This is a genomic window from Streptomyces sp. NPDC088730 (assembly GCF_044751215.1).
Taxonomy (GTDB): Bacteria; Actinomycetota; Actinomycetes; order Streptomycetales; family Streptomycetaceae; genus Streptomyces.
In genome coordinates this window covers 292065-313657 of record NZ_JBIVLK010000006.1, presented here as the reverse complement: position 1 = coordinate 313657, position 21593 = coordinate 292065, and the positions used below count along the sequence as shown (strand labels likewise).

16 protein-coding genes and 1 pseudogene are annotated in these 21593 nt (G+C 70.6%); 2 read left to right on the top strand and 15 right to left on the bottom strand.

All coding sequences use genetic code 11. The features are described 5' to 3' along the window. Positions 1-573: 573 nt before the first annotated feature. The 8 genes from topA to ACIP89_RS20910 form a co-directional block, all read right to left on the bottom strand. A complete protein-coding gene (gene topA, locus ACIP89_RS20945) occupies positions 574-3495 on the bottom strand; it encodes a type I DNA topoisomerase (RefSeq protein ID WP_402116087.1) in 2922 nt (973 codons plus the stop codon). A gap of 404 nt (positions 3496-3899) precedes the next feature. Continuing rightward, positions 3900-4097, bottom strand: a complete 198-nt coding sequence (locus ACIP89_RS20940; RefSeq protein ID WP_401924219.1) for a hypothetical protein — start codon at positions 4095-4097, stop codon at positions 3900-3902. A gap of 151 nt (positions 4098-4248) precedes the next feature. Next, on the bottom strand, positions 4249-5028 hold the full coding sequence (locus ACIP89_RS20935; protein WP_402116085.1) for an ABC transporter permease: 780 nt from the start codon (positions 5026-5028) through the stop codon (positions 4249-4251). A 424-nt stretch (positions 5029-5452) separates the two neighbouring features. Further along, positions 5453-6988, bottom strand: coding sequence for a methyltransferase (locus ACIP89_RS20930; RefSeq protein ID WP_402116083.1), 1536 nt, complete (start codon positions 6986-6988; stop codon positions 5453-5455). A 135-nt stretch (positions 6989-7123) separates the two neighbouring features. Next, positions 7124-7828, bottom strand: coding sequence for a small secreted protein (locus ACIP89_RS20925; RefSeq protein ID WP_401933281.1), 705 nt, complete (start codon positions 7826-7828; stop codon positions 7124-7126). 297 nt (positions 7829-8125) lie between these two features. Continuing rightward, a complete protein-coding gene (locus tag ACIP89_RS20920) occupies positions 8126-10561 on the bottom strand; it encodes a sodium-translocating pyrophosphatase (RefSeq protein ID WP_402116081.1) in 2436 nt (811 codons plus the stop codon). A 338-nt stretch (positions 10562-10899) separates the two neighbouring features. Then, the gene (locus ACIP89_RS20915; protein ID WP_401924229.1) at positions 10900-11373 is read right to left on the bottom strand and encodes an ATP-binding protein; all 474 of its coding nucleotides are present in this window, start codon (positions 11371-11373) and stop codon (positions 10900-10902) included. Positions 11374-11962: 589 nt separating this feature from the next. Next, positions 11963-12316, bottom strand: a complete 354-nt coding sequence (locus tag ACIP89_RS20910) for an STAS domain-containing protein (RefSeq protein ID WP_024493792.1) — start codon at positions 12314-12316, stop codon at positions 11963-11965. Between the two features lie 78 nt (positions 12317-12394). Between ACIP89_RS20910 and ACIP89_RS20905 the strand changes: the two genes are divergently transcribed. Continuing rightward, entirely contained in the window at positions 12395-15052 is a 2658-nt protein-coding gene (locus ACIP89_RS20905; RefSeq protein ID WP_402116079.1) for a DEAD/DEAH box helicase, read from the top strand. A 70-nt stretch (positions 15053-15122) separates the two neighbouring features. Here ACIP89_RS20905 and ACIP89_RS20900 read toward each other — a convergent pair. The 7 genes and pseudogenes from ACIP89_RS20900 to ssd all read right to left on the bottom strand — a co-directional run. After that, a pseudogene (locus tag ACIP89_RS20900) lies at positions 15123-15365 on the bottom strand (Rv3654c family TadE-like protein); the annotation flags it as partial. 95 nt (positions 15366-15460) lie between these two features. Then, on the bottom strand, positions 15461-15790 hold the full coding sequence (locus ACIP89_RS20895) for a TadE family type IV pilus minor pilin (protein ID WP_401924235.1): 330 nt from the start codon (positions 15788-15790) through the stop codon (positions 15461-15463). An 85-nt stretch (positions 15791-15875) separates the two neighbouring features. Further along, on the bottom strand, positions 15876-16076 hold the full coding sequence (locus ACIP89_RS20890; protein WP_401933293.1) for a DUF4244 domain-containing protein: 201 nt from the start codon (positions 16074-16076) through the stop codon (positions 15876-15878). Between the two features lie 67 nt (positions 16077-16143). Continuing rightward, positions 16144-16983 (bottom strand): type II secretion system F family protein, encoded by an 840-nt coding sequence (locus tag ACIP89_RS20885; protein ID WP_402116078.1) that lies wholly within the window; start codon positions 16981-16983, stop codon positions 16144-16146. Beyond that, the gene (locus tag ACIP89_RS20880; protein ID WP_402116163.1) at positions 16980-17837 is read right to left on the bottom strand and encodes a type II secretion system F family protein; all 858 of its coding nucleotides are present in this window, start codon (positions 17835-17837) and stop codon (positions 16980-16982) included. Before ACIP89_RS20880 ends, ACIP89_RS20885 begins: the two co-directional genes overlap by 4 nt. Before the next feature lie 35 nt (positions 17838-17872). Then, on the bottom strand, positions 17873-19021 hold the full coding sequence (locus ACIP89_RS20875; protein WP_401933299.1) for a TadA family conjugal transfer-associated ATPase: 1149 nt from the start codon (positions 19019-19021) through the stop codon (positions 17873-17875). Further along, positions 19018-20076, bottom strand: coding sequence for a septum site-determining protein Ssd (ssd, locus tag ACIP89_RS20870; protein ID WP_401924243.1), 1059 nt, complete (start codon positions 20074-20076; stop codon positions 19018-19020). The genes ACIP89_RS20875 and ssd overlap by 4 nt, the downstream gene beginning before the upstream one ends. Before the next feature lie 565 nt (positions 20077-20641). On the opposite strand from ssd, the gene ACIP89_RS20865 reads away from it, so the two are divergent. Next, positions 20642-21481: an HAD family hydrolase gene (locus ACIP89_RS20865; RefSeq protein WP_401924245.1), complete on the top strand. Its 840-nt coding sequence runs from the start codon at positions 20642-20644 to the stop codon at positions 21479-21481. Positions 21482-21593 lie beyond the last annotated feature (112 nt).

Genomic DNA, 21593 nt, shown 5'->3' with positions numbered 1-21593 from the left:
GGTGACCGGGGGCCGCGTCCGAACATACGACCACCGGACACCCACCCCAGCCCGTTCCACCGCCCTTCCCCACAACTTCCCCCCACTTTCCAGCCCCCGCTTCCCCCGGCTTCCAGCCCTCACCCCCGACGTCCAGCCTTCCCCCCCGGCCCTCACTTCCCGCTCCGACGTCCAGCCTTCCCTCCCGGCCCTCACTTCCCGCTCCGACTTCCAGCCTTCCCGCCCGGCCCTCACTACCGGCCCCGACTTCCCACCCACCACTTCCCCCACCGCCAGACCCCCGCTCCCCTCACCGCCAGACCCCCGCCCCCCTCACCGCCACACCACCGCCTCCGCCCCGCTCTCCACCCCTGCCCGGCCCCGGCCCCAGCCCCAGCCCCAGCCCCACTTCCAGCCCCTCCGGCGTTTGAGGAGCGGGGTCCGGGGCGGAGCCCCGGTTACGGGAAGGGGCGGGGAGGGGACAAGGCCCGCCGCAGGCACACCACCCCGCGGCCTGCACCTCACCCGCAGAACAACGCCGGGCGGGCTGGAGAAACATCTCCAGCCCGCCCGGCGTTCAGAAACTCCGCGAGGTCACTCGTCCGTCGACGACGACGCAGACGCAGACGCGGACTTCTTCGCCGCCGCAGTCGTCTTCTTCGCAGTCGTCTTCTTCGCCGCAGTCGAAGTCGTCTTCTTGGCCGCGGTCTTCTTCGCCGCAGTCGAAGTCGTCTTCTTGGCCGCGGTCTTCTTCGCCGCAGTCGAAGTCGCCTTCTTCGCCGGCGCCTTCTTCGCGGCCGACTTCTTGGCCGGTGCCTTCTTCGCCGTCTTCTTCTTGGCCGGCCCCTTGGCCCGCTTCTCCGCGAGCAGCTCGTAGCCGCGCTCCGGCGTGATCTCCTCGACGCTGTCGTCGGACCGCAGCGTCGCGTTCGTCTCACCATCGGTGACGTACGCGCCGAAGCGCCCGTCCTTCACCACGACCGGAGCACCGCTCACCGGGTCCGTGCCCAGTTCCTTCAGCGGCGGCTTGGCCGCGGCCCGGCCGCGCTGCTTGGGCTGGGCGTAGATCGCCAGGGCCTCTTCGAGGGTGATGTCGAAGAGCTGGTCCTCGGAGGTCAGCGACCGCGAGTCCGTGCCCTTCTTGAGGTACGGGCCGTAGCGGCCGTTCTGCGCGGTGATCTCGACGCCCTCCGCGTCCTCACCGACGACGCGCGGCAGCGACATCAGCTTCAGCGCGTCGGCCAGCGTCACCGTGTCCAGCGACATCGACTTGAACAACGAAGCCGTCCGCGGCTTCACCGCGTTCTTGCCGGTCTTCGGTGTGCCCTCGGGCAGCACCTCGGTGACGTACGGCCCGTAGCGCCCGTCCTTGGCGATGATCTGGTTCCCGCTGACCGGGTCCGCACCGAGCTCGAAGTCGCCGCTCGGCTTGGCCAGCAGCTCCTCCGCGTACTCGACGGACAGCTCGTCGGGCGCCAGGTCCTCGGGGACGTCCGCGCGCTGGTGGCCCTCGGAGTCCTTCTCGCCGCGCTCGATGTACGGGCCGTAGCGGCCGACCCGGAGCTTGATGTCGTTGCCGACGGGGAACGAGGAGATCTCCCGGGCGTCGATCGCGCCGAGGTCGGTGACGAGCTCCTTGAGCCCGCCGAGGTGGTCGCCGTCGCCGTTGCCCGCGTCGGACGCCTTTCCGGCACCGGCCGTGTCGTCACCGGGCTGCGCACCGAAGTAGAAGCGCTTCAGCCACGGCACGGACTGGGCCTCACCGCGGGCGATGCGGTCGAGGTCGTCCTCCATGCGGGCGGTGAAGTCGTAGTCGACGAGCCGGCCGAAGTGCTTCTCCAGCAGGTTGACCACGGCGAACGAGAGGAACGACGGGACGAGCGCCGTGCCCTTCTTGAACACGTACCCGCGGTCGAGGATCGTGCCGATGATCGACGCGTACGTCGAGGGGCGGCCGATCTCGCGCTCTTCCAGCTCCTTGACCAGCGAGGCCTCGGTGTACCGGGCCGGCGGCTTCGTCGCGTGGCCGTCGACCGAGAGCTCGTCGGCGGACAGCGCGTCGCCCTCGGCGACCTGCGGCAGCCGGCGCTCGCGGTCGTCCAGCTCGGCGTTCGGGTCGTCGGCGCCTTCGACATACGCCTTCATGAATCCGTGGAAGGTGATCGTCTTGCCGGACGCGGAGAACTCGGCGTCGCGGCCGTCGCTCGCCCGGCCGCCGATCTTGACGGTGACGGAGTTACCGACCGCGTCCTTCATCTGGGAGGCGACGGTCCGCTTCCAGATCAGCTCGTAGAGCCGGAACTGGTCGCCGGTGAGGCCGGTCTCGGCAGGGGTGCGGAAGCGGTCGCCGGAGGGGCGGATCGCCTCGTGCGCCTCCTGCGCGTTCTTGACCTTGCCGGCGTACGTGCGCGGCTTGTCCGGCAGGTAATTGGCGCCGTACAACTGCGTGACCTGGGCACGGGCCGCGGAGATCGCGGTATCCGAGAGGGTCGTGGAGTCGGTACGCATATAGGTGATGAAGCCGTTCTCGTACAGCTTCTGCGCGACCTGCATGGTGGCCTTGGCCCCGAAGCCCAGCTTCCGGCTCGCCTCCTGCTGGAGGGTCGTCGTGCGGAAGGGGGCGTACGGGGAGCGGCGGTACGGCTTCGACTCGACGGACCGGACGGCGAACGAGGAGTCGGCGAGCGCGGCGGCCAGGGCGCGGGCGTTCGTCTCGTCCAGGTGCAGCGTCTGGCCGGAGGCGGACTTCAGCTGACCGTCCGGACCGAAGTCACGGCCCTGGGCGATGCGACGCCCGTCGACCGCGCTGAGGCGGGCGGTGAGCGTCGAGGGGTCGGTGGCGTCACCGCTGCGGCCGGTGGCGAACGTACCGGTCAGATCCCAGTACTCGGCGGAGCGGAAGGCGATGCGCTCACGCTCCCGCTCGACGACGAGGCGGGTGGCGACGGACTGGACACGGCCCGCCGACAGGCGCGGCATGACCTTCTTCCACAGGACCGGCGAGACCTCGTAGCCGTAGAGGCGGTCGAGGATGCGGCGGGTCTCCTGGGCGTCGACCATGCGCTGGTTCAGCTCGCGCGGGTTGGCGACGGCGGCCCGGATCGCGTCCTTGGTGATCTCGTGGAAGACCATCCGGTGGACCGGGACCTTGGGCTTGAGGACTTCCTGCAGGTGCCACGCGATGGCTTCGCCCTCGCGGTCCTCATCGGTGGCGAGGAAGAGTTCGTCCGATTCGGCCAGCAGCTGCTTGAGCTTCCTGACCTGGGCCTTCTTATCGGCATTGACGACGTAGATGGGCTGGAAGTCGTTCTCGACGTCCACGCCGAGCCGACGCACCTCGCCGGTGTACTCGTCCGGCACCTCCGCCGCGCCGTTCGGGAGGTCGCGGATGTGCCCGACGCTCGCCTCGACGACGTATCCGGGGCCGAGATAGCCCTTGATCGTCTTCGCCTTGGCAGGCGACTCGACGATGACGAGTCGGCGGCCGCCCTGTGCGGTCTCGCTGGTCGGGGACAACTTCGCTCTTCTCTCCGGTCGACGCTCGGTGGGCAACAGGGCAGCGCGATCGCGCTGCCGACAGTGCTGTCGCTGCGGAGTGTGACGGTACAACCCGCCCCCGTGTCAAACGGCAAAAGCCCGCAACGGCCACTCGAACGGTAACCCGACTTCCGCCTTTCCTGCCGCCCGGCCCGCTCAGTCCGCCGTGCGCGGGGCTGCTGCCTGCGGGTTTCGGCGGCGCTGTGGCCGCACCGCGCGTACCGGCGGCGGGGTGCGCGCGGTCCGGGCGTGTTCCGGGCCGGCGAGGGGCCGACGACGGGGCGGCTCCGGGGCCGCTCCGCCCGGTGAGTGTTTCGCGGCGGGTTCGGACACACGTCGGGAAACGCACGAGAGTGCGTCCAGACGCACGTGCGGGTCCGCATTCAGACGCGTGTGAAGCACCACACCCCGAGGACGAGGAAAACTACGCCGAACACAGTGGCGAGTACGGTCGAGGCAAGGGGGCTCACCCGGTACGCCACCGGCGCGCGATGCAGTACGCGCGCCCCCGTCCACAGCAGCAGCGCGGCACCGAACAGCGCGAACGCCGTTCCGGCGAAGACCGCAGGTCCGCTCTCCATACCCGTACGCCTCTCTGTCCCCGGCGCGGACCGGGGCGGACCGGGGGCGGAGGTGCCCGCAGTCGTACCGCGCCGTTTCGGGCGAGGCTCGCACCACGGAGCGTCGACGACGCGAACCCCGGGTGAACAGCGGAACCGGGCTGTACTCAGCTCACATCGAGGGTCGCCCGCCGCCTGCCCCCACGTTCGAACACCGCCGGCGGCGCGACGGCGAGCAGCCCGTATCCGGCACCCGCGCCCCGAGCCCGGCAGCGAGAGCCCGCACATCGGGACCGGCGCCTGCGGACAACTGACGTGCCGCTCCTGCCGCGCTGGTCAGCGGTAGTACGGCTCCGACGGCACGCATCCACTCCGGAAGACCCTTCCTCGGGACGTTCACACCGGTCAGCGGCAGGAGCGCGGAAGTCGCCACGTTCGAGATCAGGAAGACATCGCGGAAGCGCAGCCCCAGCGCCCCGAGCCCGAGACCGAAGGCGCGGTGCTCCACCGCGGCGGCGAGCAGACCGGCGGCCGGCCCGGCAATAGCGCCAACCGGAATCCGCAGACCGAGCAGCAGGCAGGCGGCGGTGAGCGTGGAGGCGCTGATGAGAAGGCTGTTCAGGACGACGGACAGCGTGCGGCCGAACCAGAGCGGAGCCGGTTCCGGCCTGGCTCTGACGCTCCAGGAAGACGAAGAACAGCAGATGTGCGGCAGCGGACCGAGCAGCAGGTGCCGATGAACGTCAGGGGCGTCGTCCAGCGCAGAGCGCCCGGCAGCACGAACGTGGCCGTGAGCAGCAGGCCCGTCATCCCGTGTGAGACGACGCCCCGGAGTGGGTTCACGTGTGACGCCCCGTCCGACCCGGGCACCGTGACGCCCCGTCCGACCGAGGCTCCGTGAAGCGCCGCGCGCACCTGAGCGCGCGGCTCCGCTCCGCGTTCCACGATTCATCGAGATCGGGATCGGGATCGGGATCGGCCATGTAGCGCGTCGTCGGCAGTACGGTCGTGCCGCCGGACCGCAGATCAGCGATGGTGCGGCGCTGGCCCCTCGCCGCCACCGGTCGCCGTCGAAGACGTATCCGACCCCGCGCCGTACGGCGACGGGGCCTGACGCCGCGCCGCGTCGTGCCCCAGCACCCGGGCCGTGTCAGAGATGGGCAGCCGGAGATGGGCAGCAGCAGCGCGTGCGTCCGGTCCGTCCTCCCTCCCTCAGCGCCTCCCTCAGCGCCTCCCGGGCGCGCACCGCCCATTTCCGGTACGGCCGGGAGAGGCGCGGTGCGGCATCACGAGACGGAGGCCGCGGAAGGCGTCCCACAGCGGACTGATCGCGATCCGCGTCGCGTCGTGCGAGGGCTCGCCCAGCTCGATCCGGATCATCCGGCCGTCCGCCCCGCCGAGGGCACCGGCTCCAGGAAGCCCTCCTCGACCAGCAGCCGGATGGCCTGCGGGGTGCGGTCGCGCAGCAGCACCGGGTCCTCGTTCATCAGCTGGGCGATGGCGTCAAGGATCCGGCCCGCCGGCAGCGATCCGTCGCACACACCGGCGAACCCCGCTCCCACCGCGTCGACCTTCGTCGCTCGCCGCATACCGCGGTTCTGACGGAGCACCACGTGCTCGGGGTCCTCCGCGCCCGGCAGCCCGACCTGCTCCTGCACCACCTCGGCCGCCAGGGTGAAGTGGCCGGTCAGCAGCGCCGCGTCGTCCTGCTTCCGCAGATAGTCTTGACGGGCGAAGTGCGCCTCGATGGCCGGACCGAGCGGCTGCTCCACCGCGTGCGGCCACTCCTCGATCACGATCGACGCGTCTCCGGCGTCCGCCGCGGCGGACTTCCGCAGCGTGATCCAGCCGAACCCGACACCCTTGGTCCCACTGGCCTCGAACTCGTCCAGCCAGGCGTCGTAGCGTGCCGCGTACTCCGCCGGCTCCGTGCGGTGGTCACCGCTGTCACGCAGCCACAGCTCCGCGTACTGCGTGACGTCCTGGACCTCGCGCTGAACGACCCAGGCGTCACAGCCGTGCGGCACCCAGGAGCGCAGCCGGTCCTGCCACTCCTCGTCCTCCGTGTGCTGCCAGTTGGCCAGGAAATGGGCGTACCCGCCCTCGTTCAGCCGCTCAGCGGTCTGCTGCACCAGGGTCCGGCACAGGTCGTCACCCGCCATGCCGCCGTCGCGGTAAGTGAGCCGGGCGCCGGGCGAGATGACGAAGGGCGGGTTGGAGACGATCAGGTCGTACGTCTCCCCGGCGACCGGTTCGTAGAGGGAGCCCTCGCGCAGATCGGCCGGGGCCGCGCCGGACAGGGCGAGGGTGAGCCGGGTGAAGCCGAGGGCGCGCGGATTGAGGTCGGTGGCGGTGACCCGGGTGGCGTGCTGCGAGGCGTGCAGTGCCTGGATGCCGGAGCCCGTGCCGATGTCGAGGGCGGTGGCGACGGGCCTGCGGACGGTGATGCCGGCGAGAGTGGTGGAGGCGCCGCCGATGCCGAGGACGACGCCCTCCTCGTGCGAGCCGATGCCGCCCGCGCCGCCGACGGCGCAGCCCAGGTCGGAGACGATGAACCAGTCCTGACCGTCCGGTCCGCCGTAGGGGCGTACGTCGACGGACGCGCGCACCTCGCCGTCCGACTCGGTCAGCCAGCCGTCCGCCACGCATTCCGGCAGCGGCAGCACGGCGGCCGCCCGCCCGGCGGGGACCGGGCGCTGGAGGAGGAAGAGCCGCACGAGCGTGTCGAGCGGCGCGTCCCCCCGGGTGGCACGCAGCGCCGGGACGGTCTCGCTGCGCGCGAGCGCGGCGTAGGCGGGTGCGCCGAGCAGGTCGAGGAGCCCGTCGGCGGTGAAGGCGGCGGCGAGCAGGGCTTCGCGAAGCCGGGTCGCATGGTCGGGTGCGGGAAGGCTGGTCTTACTCACGTGACCCATTGTGACGGCTCCCACTGACAACGGCAGCGGCCCGTTGGCCCATCGGGCCAACGGGCCGCTCGTACGACCCCCGGCCGGGGGTCGTACAGCTGCTCGTCCGGGTGGTGCGGGCGGCCGTGCCGGGAGCCCGTCCGGTTACGACTTGTCGCTGGACGAGGCGGAAGAAGACGCGTCCTTAGCGTCCTTCGAGTCCTGCGCGTCCTTCGAGTCCTTCACGTCCTTCGCGTCCTCGGAGTTCTTCGAGTCCTTCGAGGGCGAAGCCGACTTCGAGGTGCCGGCCGACGGCGATGCGGGGGCCGTCGGCTTCTGGCAGCCCTTCTGCTTGGCCATCGCGCTGCCGACCTCGCCGGACTGCAGCTTCTTCAGCGCCTGGTCACCGTTGGTGCTGATCTTGTTCAGCTCGTCAGCGATGCCCTTGAGGCCGTCGGCGAACTTCGCCTGATCCTTCGTGTTGAGGTCATCGACCTTCTTCTGCAGATCCGCGTAGGCCACGGAGGAGGCGTTGAGCTCCTTCACGGCTTCCTTCTGCGTGGTCTCGCCGTCGTCGACCGGCGGCGGTCCCGCCGAGTCGACCGCCGAGCCCAGCGCCTTGTAAGCCTGGGAGATCTGCTGGAAGGCGGCCGAGTCGGTCTTCTGGACATCGGCGGGCTTGCTGTTGTCGGCGGTCTGCTGCTGGATGGAGGCGTTGGCGTTCGCGATCTTCTGCAGCTGGGGCTGGACCTGGTCACAGACCTTCTTGGCCCAGTCGTTCACCTTGTTGTCGCTGTCGTCGCTGCAGCCCGACAGCGTAAGTACCAGTACCGCACCGCCGGACAGCGCGGCCGCAAGCTTCTTGTTCACCGGATTGGTCCCTTCCAAGGCTCTCGGCCCCGGAACTTACACGTCGAACGCCCGGCATTTGGGCGCCCGGAGTCCGATGGGTGAGCTTTTGCAGCCATTTGCACCAAGCGGAATGAGGGAGATACAACTCACCCACTCGGCCCCGACGCACGGGAACGTCTGATCGAACAAGCACCCTGTCAACCGCGGACGGGCGGAGCATCAGTATGCCCCGCCCGTCCGCTTCCTGACCGTGCGTCGGCTACCTGCTCCGACCGCCCGCAGCACCGTTGACGCGGCCGCCCTCCGGCGGCCGGCTCACTGAACGGCCGCCGGATCGGTCGGCCGGGCCGAGCTGCCGCCGCCCTCGCCACCGGAGTCGCCGTCGTCCCCCACGGCGATCCCGCGCCGCTTGGAGACGTAGACCGCACCGATGATGACGACGATGGCGAGCACCGCGACCACCGCGCGCACCCCGGCGTTCGCGTCCTCGCCGTAGCTGAACTTCACCACCGCGGGCGCGATGAGCAGCGCCACCAGGTTCATCACCTTGAGCAAGGGGTTGATCGCAGGGCCGGCCGTGTCCTTGAACGGGTCACCGACCGTGTCACCGATGACCGTCGCGGCATGGGCGTCGCTCCCCTTGCCACCGTGGTGACCGTCCTCGACGAGCTTCTTGGCGTTGTCCCACGCACCGCCGGAGTTGGCGAGGAAGACGGCCATCAGCGTCCCGGTGCCGATCGCCCCGGCGAGATACGAGCCGAGCGCCCCGACCCCCAAGCTGAAACCGACCGCGATCGGCGCCAGCACCGCCAGCAGACCGGGCGTGGCCAGCTCGCGCAGCGCGTCCTTGGTGCAGATGTCGACGACTCGCCCGTACTCCGGCTTCTCGGTGTAGTCCATGATCCCGGGGTGTTCGCGGAACTGCCGCCGCACCTCGTAGACGACGGCCCCGGCGGACCGGGACACCGCGTTGATGGCCAGGCCGGAGAAGAGGAAGACGACCGCGGCGCCCAGGATCAGGCCCACCAGGTTGTTGGGCTGCGAGATGTCCAGGCTCAGGCCCATCTCCCCGGCCGAGGCTCCGACGTCGTCGACCGCGGTGGCGATCGCGTCGCGGTAGGAGCCGAAGAGCGCGGCCGCCGCCAGAACGGCGGTCGCGATGGCGATGCCCTTGGTGATGGCCTTGGTGGTGTTGCCGACGGCGTCCAGGTCGGTGAGGACCTGGGCACCGGCACCGGTGACATCACCGGACATCTCCGCGATGCCCTGGGCGTTGTCGGAGACCGGGCCGAACGTGTCCATGGCGACGATGACCCCGACGGTGGTGAGCAGGCCGGTACCGGCCAGTGCCACCGCGAAGAGCGCCAGCATGATCGACGTACCGCCGAGCAGGAACGCCCCGTAGACGCCGAGCCCGATCAGCAGCGCGGTGTAGACGGCGGACTCCAGACCGATGGAGATACCGGCGAGTACGACGGTGGCCGGTCCGGTCAGCGAGGATTTGCCGATGTCCCTGACCGGACGCCGGTTGGTCTCGGTGAAATAGCCCGTGAGCTGCTGGATCAGCGCTGCCAGCACGATGCCGATGGCAACGGCGACCAGCGCGAACACCCGCGGATCCCCGCCGTGCGAGGTGATGGACTCATCGGTGACACCGTCCAGCTCCGCGTACGTGGACGGCAGATAGACGAAGACCGCCACGGCCACCAGGACCAGCGAGATCACCGCCGAGATGAAGAACCCGCGGTTGATGGCGGTCATCCCGCTGCGGTCGCTGCGGCGCGGCGCGACCGCGAAGACGCCAATCATCGCGGTGATCACGCCGATCGCCGGCACGATGAGCGGGAAGGCCAGCCCCGCGTCGCCGAACGCCGCCTTGCCGAGGATGAGCGCGGCGACCAGTGTTACGGCGTACGACTCGAAGAGGTCGGCCGCCATACCCGCGCAGTCCCCGACGTTGTCGCCCACGTTGTCCGCGATGGTGGCGGCGTTGCGCGGATCGTCCTCCGGAATGCCCTGTTCCACCTTGCCGACCAGGTCCGCGCCGACGTCGGCCGCCTTGGTGAAGATGCCGCCGCCGACCCTCATGAACATCGCGATCAGCGCCGCTCCGAGCCCGAAGCCCTCCAGCACCTTGGGCGCGTCCGCGGCGTAGCCGAGCACCACACAGGAGGCGCCCAGGAGCCCGAGGCCCACAGTGATCATGCCGACCACACCCCCGGTACGGAATGCGATCTTCATTGCTTTGTGCGAAGCAGCGGTGAGATCCTTTTCCGGTTCGCCTTCCGCGGGAGTCGCCTCACGCGCGGCGGCGGCCACCCGCACATTGCTCCGTACGGCGAGCCGCATCCCGATGTATCCGGTGGCCGCCGAGAAAAGCGAACCGACCAGGAAGAACACCGAACGCCCCGCGCGCTGCGACCAGTTGTCGGCCGGAAGCAGAAGAAGCAGGAAGAAGACGACGACGGCAAAGATGCCTACGGTTCGCAACTGCCGGGCCAGATAGGCATTCGCGCCTTCCTGGACTGCCGCCGCGATCTCCTTCATACGGTCGGTGCCCTCACCGGCCGCCAGCACCTGGCGGGCCAGCAGCCGGGCGACCAGCAGTGCCGCGATGGCGACGACCGCGACGACGATCACGATGACACGGTTGTCATCGGTGAGCACCGCCGCCGCGAGAGTGGTGGGTGGGTCGGAAAGTGCGGAAAACTGCGTCAGTTCTGCCAGTGGTGTGGTGCCGAACCCCGCCATACGTCCTCCTTGACGCTCAGCGCTCAAGACGTGGACGGATTGTAGGTAGCGGAACACGATCAAAACAGTGCGCGGTAAATGTAATTGACCTTATCCACCGAACGACAATTGATCACCTTCGCAGACTGGACCGAATGCAGTAATGGGGCAGGCGCATTGTTCGTAGATCACTGATCAAGCAGGACCGGTCAAGGGAAAAGAAAAAGGCCCTGCTCAGCAGGGCCTCGAAAAAGCGATCAACGGCGAACTCGCGCGCCACCGGGCCGGCCGGACCGCCCCAGGACGCGCCCCACTCAGGGCCTCACGGTCGCCAGTCTCAGCGAAGTTTCAGGGAAGTCTCACGGAAGTACGGTCGCCGGGGTCTTCGGCCAGCTCATCCGGATGACTCCGCCGTCCGCACCGGATCTGACTTCCACGTCGTCGACCAGGCCGCTGATGACCGCGAGGCCCATCTCGTCCTCGCCGTCACCCTCAGGATCGGGCTCCGGCTCATCCGGCCCCACGCCGGACACGGCGCCGCCCCGTCCGGACATGCCGGACACGGAACCGTCGCTACCCGGGCCCGGCACTTCGTCGCCGACCTCGATGGAGAAGGACTTCTCCTCCTCGATCAGGACGACCGTGACCGGAGCGGTGATGCCGTGGCTGCGGTGCAGCCCGACAGCGCGGCTGCAGGCCTCTCCCACGGCGAGCCTGACCTCGTCGAGCACGGCCTCGTCGACCCCGGCCCGGCGCGCCACGGCAGCCGCCACGAGGCGGGCCGTTCTGACGTGTTCGGGCTGGGCGCTGAAGCGGAGTTCAACGGTGGCCATGCGATCCCCCTCGAACGTACGTGTGTCCACCCAGGGACCGGGTGGATGGCCCGGCACTCCTGGCTTCTTCTCTCCGGCTCACCGCCGACCGGCGCAGCTGCCGGCATCCACCGGGCTACCGCCCGACAGATCTCGACGGCCAGAGTTCAGCCACTGGCCTGACAGCTGACAGCCGATCCGAACGGCTGACGGCTGCTGACGGCTAACGACTGCCGGCCGACCCGAACAGCTCACGGCTGACGGCTGACGGCTGATCCGACAGCCGACGACAGATCCGGCAACCGGCACTGATCCACCGACCGGCGGCTGGTCCGATCGCGTGAGCGACCGATCAGCAACCGGACCGGCAGACAGACCGGCAAAACAGATCAGCCGACGACCGCCGAACGGGTGACGGTCCGACCTCGTACCGATGCCGGAACGTGGTCGGTACCGATGCCGGACAGCCGAATCATCGGCTGCCGACAGGGCACCCAGACGGCCGCCATCGCCCCGGCGGTCTTCCTCCGGAGCTTCCGGCGGCACCCGCCACGGCTGCGCCCGCCAACCCCGGACCGGCCCTGGAGCCGGTCCGGCCGCGAGCCGACCGTCAGTCGGTCGCCTCGACGGCCTCGTCGACCGTGTTGTGAATCGGGAACACCTTGGTGAGACCGGTGATCCTGAAAATCTTGAGAATGCGCTCCTGGTTACAGACCAGGCGCAACGAGCCCTCATGGGCCCGCACGCGCTTCAAGCCGCCCACGAGCACGCCGAGGCCGGTGGAGTCGAGAAAGTCGACGCCTTCCATGTCGACAACCAAGTGGTAGCTGCCGTCATTCACCAACTCGACCAACTGCTCGCGCAGCTTGGGCGCGGTATACACATCAATCTCGCCACCGACCTCGACGACCGTACGGTCGCCACCAGGGCCGGACACATTGCGAGTCGACAAGGACAGGTCCACGGATCCTCCAGCACCTTGCTATCGAGCGGTCGCCCCTCGGTCTCCCCGGCGGAGCCAGGGGACGGATCGCCAGCCGCGATGGCATTCAATCACTTACCAGCTGCCATGCACGACGCCTTGGGGCCATTGTCCGCCTCGCCAGTGACACACTCGGTGCCGATGGCCAAGAATCACCGCCCCAGTCGACCGCCCGAGAGCGAGGGCTTCCGCCCCTCTCCGGACGTGGTCCTCGACCGGCTCGCCGCAGGGGCGGGCCGGGCCGCGCGCATCACTCATACGGAGCACCTGCCCCCGCGTACGGGAACCCATGCCATCTGGCCCGATCGCATCCGTCCAGAAGTGATCTCCGCCATCCAGCGGGCCGGAATCGATCGTCCCTGGGCCCATCAGGCGGCCGCGGCGGAGCACGCGCTGGACGGCGAGTCGGTCGTCATCGCCACCGGTACCGCCTCCGGCAAGTCGCTGGCCTACCTCGCCCCGGTCCTCAGCGCCCTCCTGGACGGCTCAGAGGCTCCCAACGGCCGCGGTGCGACCGCTCTCTACCTCGCCCCCACCAAGGCTCTGGCCGCCGATCAGAGGCGCTCCGTGAAGGAACTCGCGGCTCCGCTGGGCAACGGGATCCGTCCCGCGGTCTACGACGGCGACACCCCCGTCGAGGAACGCGAATGGGTACGCCAGTACGCCAACTACGTCCTCACCAACCCGGACATGCTGCACCGCGGGATACTCCCGTCCCATCCCCGCTGGTCCTCCTTCCTCCGCGCCCTGCGCTATGTCGTCATCGACGAGTGCCACACCTACCGGGGTGTCTTCGGCTCGCACGTCGCCCAGGTGGTGCGCCGGCTACGCCGCCTGTGCGCCCGCTACGGCGCCGATCCCGTGTTCCTGCTGGCCTCCGCCACCGCGGCGGAGCCCTCGGCCTCAGCGGGGCGCCTCACCGGCCTCCGGGTCGTCGAGGTCGCCGATGACGCCTCCCCGCGCGGCGAACTGGTCTTCGCCCTGTGGGAGCCGCCCCTGACCGAGCTGCACGGCGAGAAGGGCGCTCCCGTGCGCCGGACCGCCACGGCGGAGACCGCGGACCTGCTCACCGACCTGACCGTGCAGGGTGTGCGCTCGGTCGCCTTCGTACGCTCCCGGCGTGGCGCCGAGCTCATCTCCGTCATCGCCAAGGAACGCCTCGCGGAGGTCGACCGCTCCCTTCCCGCCCGCGTCGCCGCCTACCGCGGGGGATATCTCCCCGAGGAACGCCGCGCCCTGGAACGTGCTCTGCACTCCGGTCAGCTGCTCGGCCTGGCCGCCACGACGGCCCTCGAACTCGGTATCGACGTCTCCGGCCTGGACGCCGTCGTCATAGCGGGCTACCCGGGTACGCGGGCTTCGCTGTGGCAGCAGGCCGGCCGCGCGGGCCGGGCGGGCCAGGGCGCCCTCGCCATTCTGGTGGCCCGTGACGATCCGCTGGACACCTTCCTCGTCCACCACCCGGAAGCGCTGTTCCAGCAGCCCGTGGAGTCGACCGTCCTCGATCCGGACAACCCGTACGTCCTGGCCCCCCACCTGTGCGCCGCCGCCGCGGAGCTACCCCTCACCGAGGCCGATCTGGCACTCTTCGGCCCCGCCGCCACCGGCCTGCTGCCGCAGCTGGAAGCCGCGAAGCTGCTCCGCAAACGGTCCTCGGGCTGGCACTGGACCCGGCGCGAACGGGCCGCGGACCTCACCGACATCCGGGGCGAGGGCGGCCGCCCCGTCCAGATCGTCGAGGAGGGCACCGGACGACTGCTGGGCACCGTCGACGAGTCCGCCGCCCACGCCGCCGTCCACGAGGGCGCCGTCCACCTCCACCAGGGCCGCACCTACCTGGTCCGGAAGCTGGACCTCGACGACTCGGCGGCACTGGTCGAGGAGGCGAACCCGCCGTACTCGACGACCGCACGCGACACCACCGCCATCGCCGTCCTGGAGACCGACACCGAGATCCCGTGGGGCGACGGGCGCCTCTGCTACGGCTCCGTGGAGGTCACCAACCAGGTCGTCTCCTTCCTGCGCCGCAGACTGATCAGCGGAGAGGTGCTGGGCGAGACCAAACTGGACCTTCCGCCCCGCACCCTGCGTACTCGCGCCGTGTGGTGGACGGTCACCCAGGACCAGCTCGACGCCGCCCGGATCAACCCGGAGATCCTCGGCGGCGCGCTGCACGCCGCCGAGCACGCGTCGATCGGGATGCTGCCGCTCTTCGCCACCTGCGACCGCTGGGACATCGGCGGCGTGTCCGTGCCGCTGCATCCGGACACCCTGCTGCCGACGGTCTTCGTCTACGACGGCCACCCAGGAGGCGCCGGGTTCTCCGAACGGGCCTTCCACACCGCGCACGACTGGCTGACGGCCACGCGGCAGGCCATCGCCTCCTGCGAGTGCGACGCGGGCTGCCCGTCCTGCATCCAGTCCCCGAAGTGCGGCAACGGCAACGAACCGCTGCACAAGCGCGGCGCCGTGCGCCTGCTCACCGAGCTCCTCCGATCCGCACCTACCGAGCAGCCCGAGCCTCATGCCCCTCCGGCCTCCCCGGAACCGTCGGACTCGCCGGACTCGTCGGCCCCGCCAGACTTGTCGGACTTGTCGGAACCACTGGCCTCGTCGGACCCCCAGAGCTCCCCGAAACCACCGGGCTCCCCGGTCTCCCGGAATTTGCCGGAGCCGCCGGACTCGGTGGAGCCGCCGGAGCCGCCGACGGGCCTGTAGCCACAGGTGGCGCCGTCGCCGGCCCTGCCCGGGACCTGACCTCCGGTGCGTAGGGCCCGACACGCACCCGGGCCGCCACATCCGCGATCTCCCCCCGCACGGCGCACCGCACCACTTCCGCCCCCTGTGCTCCGGCAACCTGCCGAGCGGCGCGGCAGGCCTCGGCCGCTCCGTCCAGGGCCCGGTCCGCGGCTGCCAGGGCCGCCAGGTCGGCCGCGCCTCCGGCCCGGTGCCGGGCCGCCACCACCTGACCGAGCGCCAGCACCACGGCGAACACCGTGCACAGCGTCACCGTGGCCACCGCCGCCCACACTGTGGCCAGCCCCCGGTCCCGCCGCCCGCAGCGCCTGTAGCGCTCGCACAGCCCCCGCAGCCACTCGCCCGGCACCCACCGGCGCCCCGCCCGCCTCACGGCGCCACCCCCACCATGTCCTCGGCCGACGCCACAGCCTCCGCCCCCAGCGTGACGGCCAGCCGCCCGGGGCCCGGGGTCGGCGCGGTCACCCTGACCCGCCACAGCTCCCCGTCCCGCCGCACCTCGACCCCCGCCCGGTCCGGCGCCGCCGAGAGGGCGGCCTCCCGTACCCTCGCCTCCGGCTCTGAGCGGGCCGCCGCCCGCGCGCCGGCCCTTGCCGCGTCCACGCACCGGATCTGAGCCGATGCCGCCATCAGGGCCCACACCAGAGCGAGGGTGAAGACCACCAGCACCGGAATCGCCATGGCGGCCTCCGCCGTCACCGCTCCCCTGTCACTCCACGGCTCCACCGGCCCGAATTGCTCCCCGGACCGCTCCCGAGGTCCCGCCAACACCGCCGCGCCGCTCTCAGAACTTCGCATCAAGGGCGTCCTTCAGCAGTGACTGCAACTGCGCCATGACCGGCGCGCTGGTGACCACCTTGTAGAGCACCGCAGCGAACGCACAGGCGGCGATCGTCCCCACCGCGTATTCGGACGTCGTCATACCCCTGTCAGTCCGGGTCGCGCGCATCAGATTCCGCACCCAAACCATCAGCTTCTGCTTCATTTCAACCCCCACGAGATAGCTTTCTACCTGAATTTCCCTATTGATCTCATTAGCCTCTTTTGGCGCTTCAGTGATTCAGTAGCCCTGTCGCCAGACCGATCACCACCGGCGCCACCCCCACCAGGAGAAAAGCGGGAAGGAAGCAGAGCCCGACGGGCGCGGTGATCAGGACGCCGGCCCTCTGGGCACGCGCCACCGCCGCGCTCGACCGCTCGGCCCGCATCGCTTCAGCCAGCCTGGAGACCGGCTCCGCCGCCGGTGCGCCGGTCTCAGCCGCCCGTTCCAGACAGCGGGCCAGCGCGGCGGCACCCGGTATCTCCCCGAACCTCCCCCACGCGACGGCGGGGTCCCCACCGAGCCGGATCTCCGCCGCCGTACGCGCAAGTTGCTCACCGACCGGCCCGCCCAGCGACTCGCCCACCGCCTCTGCCGCCTCTCGCGGACCGGCCCCGACGGAGATGCAGGCCGCCAACAGGTCAGCGGCCAGGGGAAGGCCGCGCACGACCTCCGCGGCACTCACCGTCTCCTGGGCACACAGCGCCTTTTCCGCCCGAGCCCGCTGCCACCGCCAGGCGCCGTACCCCGCCGCCAGGCCGACGGCCCAGCCCAACAGGCCGCCCACCAGAATCCAGCCCGCCGGCACGACCCCCAACGCCACCGCCCACTGCCCGGCCGTGGCACCCGCCACCCGTCGGCCGAGCCACCGAGGCATCCGGCCGACAGCACCGATCCCGACGCGAGGGCGCACCGGCCACCGCTCATCCACCGCCAGAATCAGCGCTCCCCTGCGCCGTACCCGCCGCCCGGTCCGCCGACGGATCAGGGCCAGCACCAACTGGGTGCACAACCAGGCCGCCACCGCGACGACCCACACCCGGTGGACGACGCCACCGAACCCGGCGCTCACAGCGCTTCTCCCGCCCTGACGATCCGGCCGGACCAGAGCAGACCGGCCGCCTCCAGCAGACCGCCCAGCACCAGGCACACCAGCCCGGCCGTACTGTGCAGCAGCACCTTCAACGGGTCCGCGCCGAGCGCGGCTCCGAGCCCCATGCCCAGCAGGGGCAGCACAGCCAGCACCGCGACCGTCGACCAGGCTCCGGCCAGTTGCGCCCGCAGTTCCTCCCTGCGACGCCGCTCGGCCCGCAACGAGCCCTCCAGCCGGTCCAGACCGGCCGCGAGTCCGGCCCCGCCGTCCACCGCCACCCGCCAGCAGGCGGCCACTCCGACGAGCCCGTCCAGGCCCGGTTCGCACGCCGCCTGCCCCAGCGCTCCCGGGACATCGCCTCCGAACCGCGCCGCGGCCGAAACCCCCGCCTCGGCCTCGCCCATCACGCCCGTTCCGCGGACCGCGACAAGTAGCGCCTGCCCCGGTTCACGGCCGGCCCTCAGCTCCCCCACCACCGCACCGCACAGCGTCACCACCCCGTCGGCCCGGCGCTCCCGGTCCTTGCGTGACTCCCTCCTCCGCAGCCATCGGCGCACCAGCGGCACCGCGACCGCCCCAGCGGCCAGCGGCAGCACCGACTCACCGAGGATCCCCAGAACCAGAGCCACCGGCAGGCACAGCAACTCGCGCCGCCCGCCCAGCCACATCTGGAGCCGCCTCCAGCCGCTCCCCCAGCGCTCCGCAAGGGGCGAATCGACAGCCCCAACGGCCAGCAACGCCCTTGCCCTCCGGCTCCCCTGGCCCCGGTCTGCCACCATCAGCCAGGCCGCCGCTCCCACGCAGAGCGCCGTCGCGTGCACCGCCTCCGACATCCCCACCTCCGGAACCCCCAACTCCGTGCCACTGGTCACCGCACACCCCCGATCAAGGACCGCAGCCGCTCCCAGCCCCGCTCCCGTTCGAACCCGACAGCGCCCCATCGCAGTGCGGGAACGGTCACCACCAGCCCCGCCGCGTCGCGCTCCAGCACGTGGATCTCGGCGATCCGCCGCCGCCCGGCCCGGTCCCGTACGAGGTGAACCACCACGGACAGCGCCGCCGCCAACTGGCTGTGGAGCGCTGTCCGGTCCAGCCCCGCCGCCGTCCCCAGCGCCTCCAGCCGGGCCGGGACATGCTCGGCCGCGTTCGCGTGAAGCGTCCCTGAGCCGCCCTCATGGCCGGTATTCAGCGCAGCCAGCAACTCCGTGACTTCCGCACCCCGCACCTCCCCGACCACCAGCCGGTCGGGCCGCATGCGCAGGGCCTGTCGCACCAGGTCCCGGAGCGTCACCCGCCCGGCGCCCTCCTGGTTGGCAGGACGCGATTCCAGCCGAACGACGTGCGGATGGTCCGGACGCAACTCGGCGGAGTCCTCGGCGAGCACAATCCGCTCCCGCTCACCCACCACGCCCAGCAGGCTCGCGAGGAGCGTCGTCTTTCCGGCCCCCGTTCCCCCGCTGATGAGGTAGGAGACCCGGGCCTCCACCAGCCCCCGCAACACCCGGTCGCCGCCCGGGGGAACCGTCCCCGCCGCGACCAGCTCGCTCAGCGAGAAGGCCTTGGGCCGGACCACCCGCAACGACAGACAGGTCGACCCGACCGACACCGGCGGCAGCACGGCGTGCATCCGGGTCCCGTCCGGAAGCCGCGCGTCCACCCAGGGCCGGGCATCGTCCAGCCGCCGCCCGGCCACGGCGGCGAGCCGCTGCGCGAGCCTCCGCACCGCCGCCGCGTCGCTGAAGGTCACCCCGGTCAGTTCGAGCCCGCGGCCCCGGTCCACCCACACCCGGTCGGGCGCGGACACCAGGACGTCGGTGACCGCAGGATCCGCGAGGAGCGGCTCCAGGACGCCGGTCCCGACCAGCTCACCCCGCAACTCATCCGCCGCACGAAGCACTTCGGCGTCGCCGAGCAGTCGCCCCTGCGCCCGCAACGCGGCCGCGACCCCGGCCGGGGTCGGCGCCGCTCCGCTCCGCGCCAGCCGCTGCCGTACGGCGTCGAGCAGGGCCTCGGTCATGAGGCACCTCCAGCAGGGCCCATGACACTCTCACCGGCGAACGCCCGGTCCCAGAAGGCCGAACAGAACCTGGCAAGTGGTCCGCGGGCGTTCCCGCCGGGTGGCTCCCCCGCGTCCTGTTCAGCCAGCAGCCCTTTCTCCAGCGGGAGTTCACCGGCAAGCGGCAACCTCATGGCGTGCGCCACCCACTGTTCGTCGAGACCGGACGCGTACGGACCGCGCGCCACCACCCGGAGGTCGTCGAGCACCATCCCCGCCATCGACGCCACGCGCTTCGCCGCCGCGACCGCACGCAGCTCCCCGGGCACCACCACGAGCCCGAGGTCCAGTTGCGCAAGAGCCTCGGCCACCGCCTCATCGACACGGCGCGGCAGGTCGATGACCACCACTCCGCCGAGCCTCCGTGCGGCGGCCAGGACCGCCTGCATCGCCTGCGGCGGGATGACCACCCAGTCGTCGCGGCCCCAGCTGAGCACCCGCAGCCCGTGCAGCGCGGGCAGCGACTCCTCCAGGGCCCCACCGCCGACCCGCCCCTTGGAATGGGCGAAATCAGGCCACCTCATACCTTCTGCCCGTTCACCGCCGAGCAGCACGTCGATGCCGCCGCCCAGCGGATCGGCGTCGATCAGCATGGTCCGCCGCCCGCTCCTGGCCGCGGCCACCGCCAGTGCGCAGGCCAGCGTGGACGCACCGGCGCCGCCCCGGCCGCCGATCACCCCGACGGTGAGCGCCGGCCTGCCGACGCCTTCGGTCGCGTTGGCGATCTGGTCGACCAGCCAGTTCTCCGAATCGGGCAGCCGCAGCACGTACTCGGCCCCGAGCTCCACGGCTCGGCGCCAGACGTCGGGCGCGTCCCGGTCGCGGCCGACCAGCATCACGCCCCGCCTGCGAGCCGCTCCGAGGCAGCGCTGCGCCGCGTCGTCACCGACGAGAACCATGGGGGCCCGCTCCCAGCCCCCTCGCTGCTCCGGCAAGGTGTGGTGGACCTCGGGCTCCGCGCCGGCGGCCGCGCACAGCCTCAGCAGATCGTCGAGCAGATCCACATCCTCGGTCACGATCAGCGGTCCGCCGCGCCTCTGACCGACGGTCTTCAAACGATCCCGTGCGCTGGATTCAGCCACGCTCTCGCCCCTCTCTTCACTCACCTTCACCGCGGTTGGCGGCGATCTCGGCATGTTCCGAGAACGGTGATTCCGGAACCCGTGGACTTCGCGGGTGGAATCACGGTGCAGCGCTTCAGGAAATCGTGTGGATCTTGCTCAAAAACTGTGGACAACTCTGCCGTTGTGAATATCCCCGTCCCTCGAACCGGCGACTTCCGAGAGCAGCCCTTCCATCACGCACCGTGACCATGCATGCTGATGTGAGTTCAGCGCGATGGCCGGCCACAACGGCCGAGAAGGAGGAGAAATGCGAGATTCCGAGCGACTGAAATGCGTCCGGACATGCGACGACCCCCGCCGGGGGGGAGAGCGGGGGTCGTCCCCACGGCCGACTCGGGGGGGGGAGGAGCCGGACCGGGTTAGCACGGTCGCGAACGATCCGTGACTTCCATGGTGTACCCGAGCACCTTCTCAGGCAAACCCACGCGCCGGAGTTTACGCCGAATGGCGGCCCCCTATGCTCTGCCTTGTGGAAAACTGCTTCTTGCCGCGCACAGCAGCCTTCTTTGACCTGGACAAGACGGTCATTGCGAAGTCTTCGACACTGACCTTCAGCAAGTCCTTCTACCAAGGCGGACTGATCAACCGCCGTGCCGTACTGCGCACTGCGTACGCACAGTTCGTGTTCCTTGCCGGGGGCGCAGATCACGACCAGATGGAGCGGATGCGCGAGTATCTGTCAGCGCTCTGCAAAGGCTGGAACGTCCAGCAGGTGAAGGAAATTGTCGCCGAGACCCTGCACGATCTGATCGACCCGATCATCTACGACGAAGCGGCGACGCTCATCGAGGAACACCACACCGCAGGGCGCGACGTGGTGATCGTCTCGACCTCCGGCGCCGAAGTCGTCGAACCGATCGGTGAGCTGCTCGGCGCCGACCGCGTCGTCGCCACGCGCATGGTCGTCGGTGACGACGGGTGCTTCACGGGCGAGGTGGAGTACTACGCGTACGGGCCGACGAAGGCGGAGGCCATCAAGGCCCTCGCCCTGTCCGAGGGCTACGATCTAGCGCGCTGCTACGCCTACAGCGACTCCGCGACCGATGTGCCGATGCTGGAGTCGGTCGGCCATCCGCACGCGGTGAACCCCGACCGTGCCCTGCGCCGCGAGGCGACCCTCCGCGAGTGGCCGGTTCTCGTCTTCGACCGCCCCGTCCGGCTCAAGCAGCGACTGCCCGCTTTCTCACTGCCACCGCGCCCCGCGCTCCTGGCGGCGGCCGCGGTGGGCGCGGCCGCGCTCACCGCCGGAGTCGTCTGGTACACCGCCCGCCGGCGCACCGCTGCGGCGTCCGCGTGACACAGCTCGCCCCCGAACAGCTCGCCCCCGAAGCCGCACGCCCAATTGAACCAACTCGTCCGTAATTGAAGCCAAAAGTAAAGAAGTACCGCCACCACTACCGCCCGCCCGG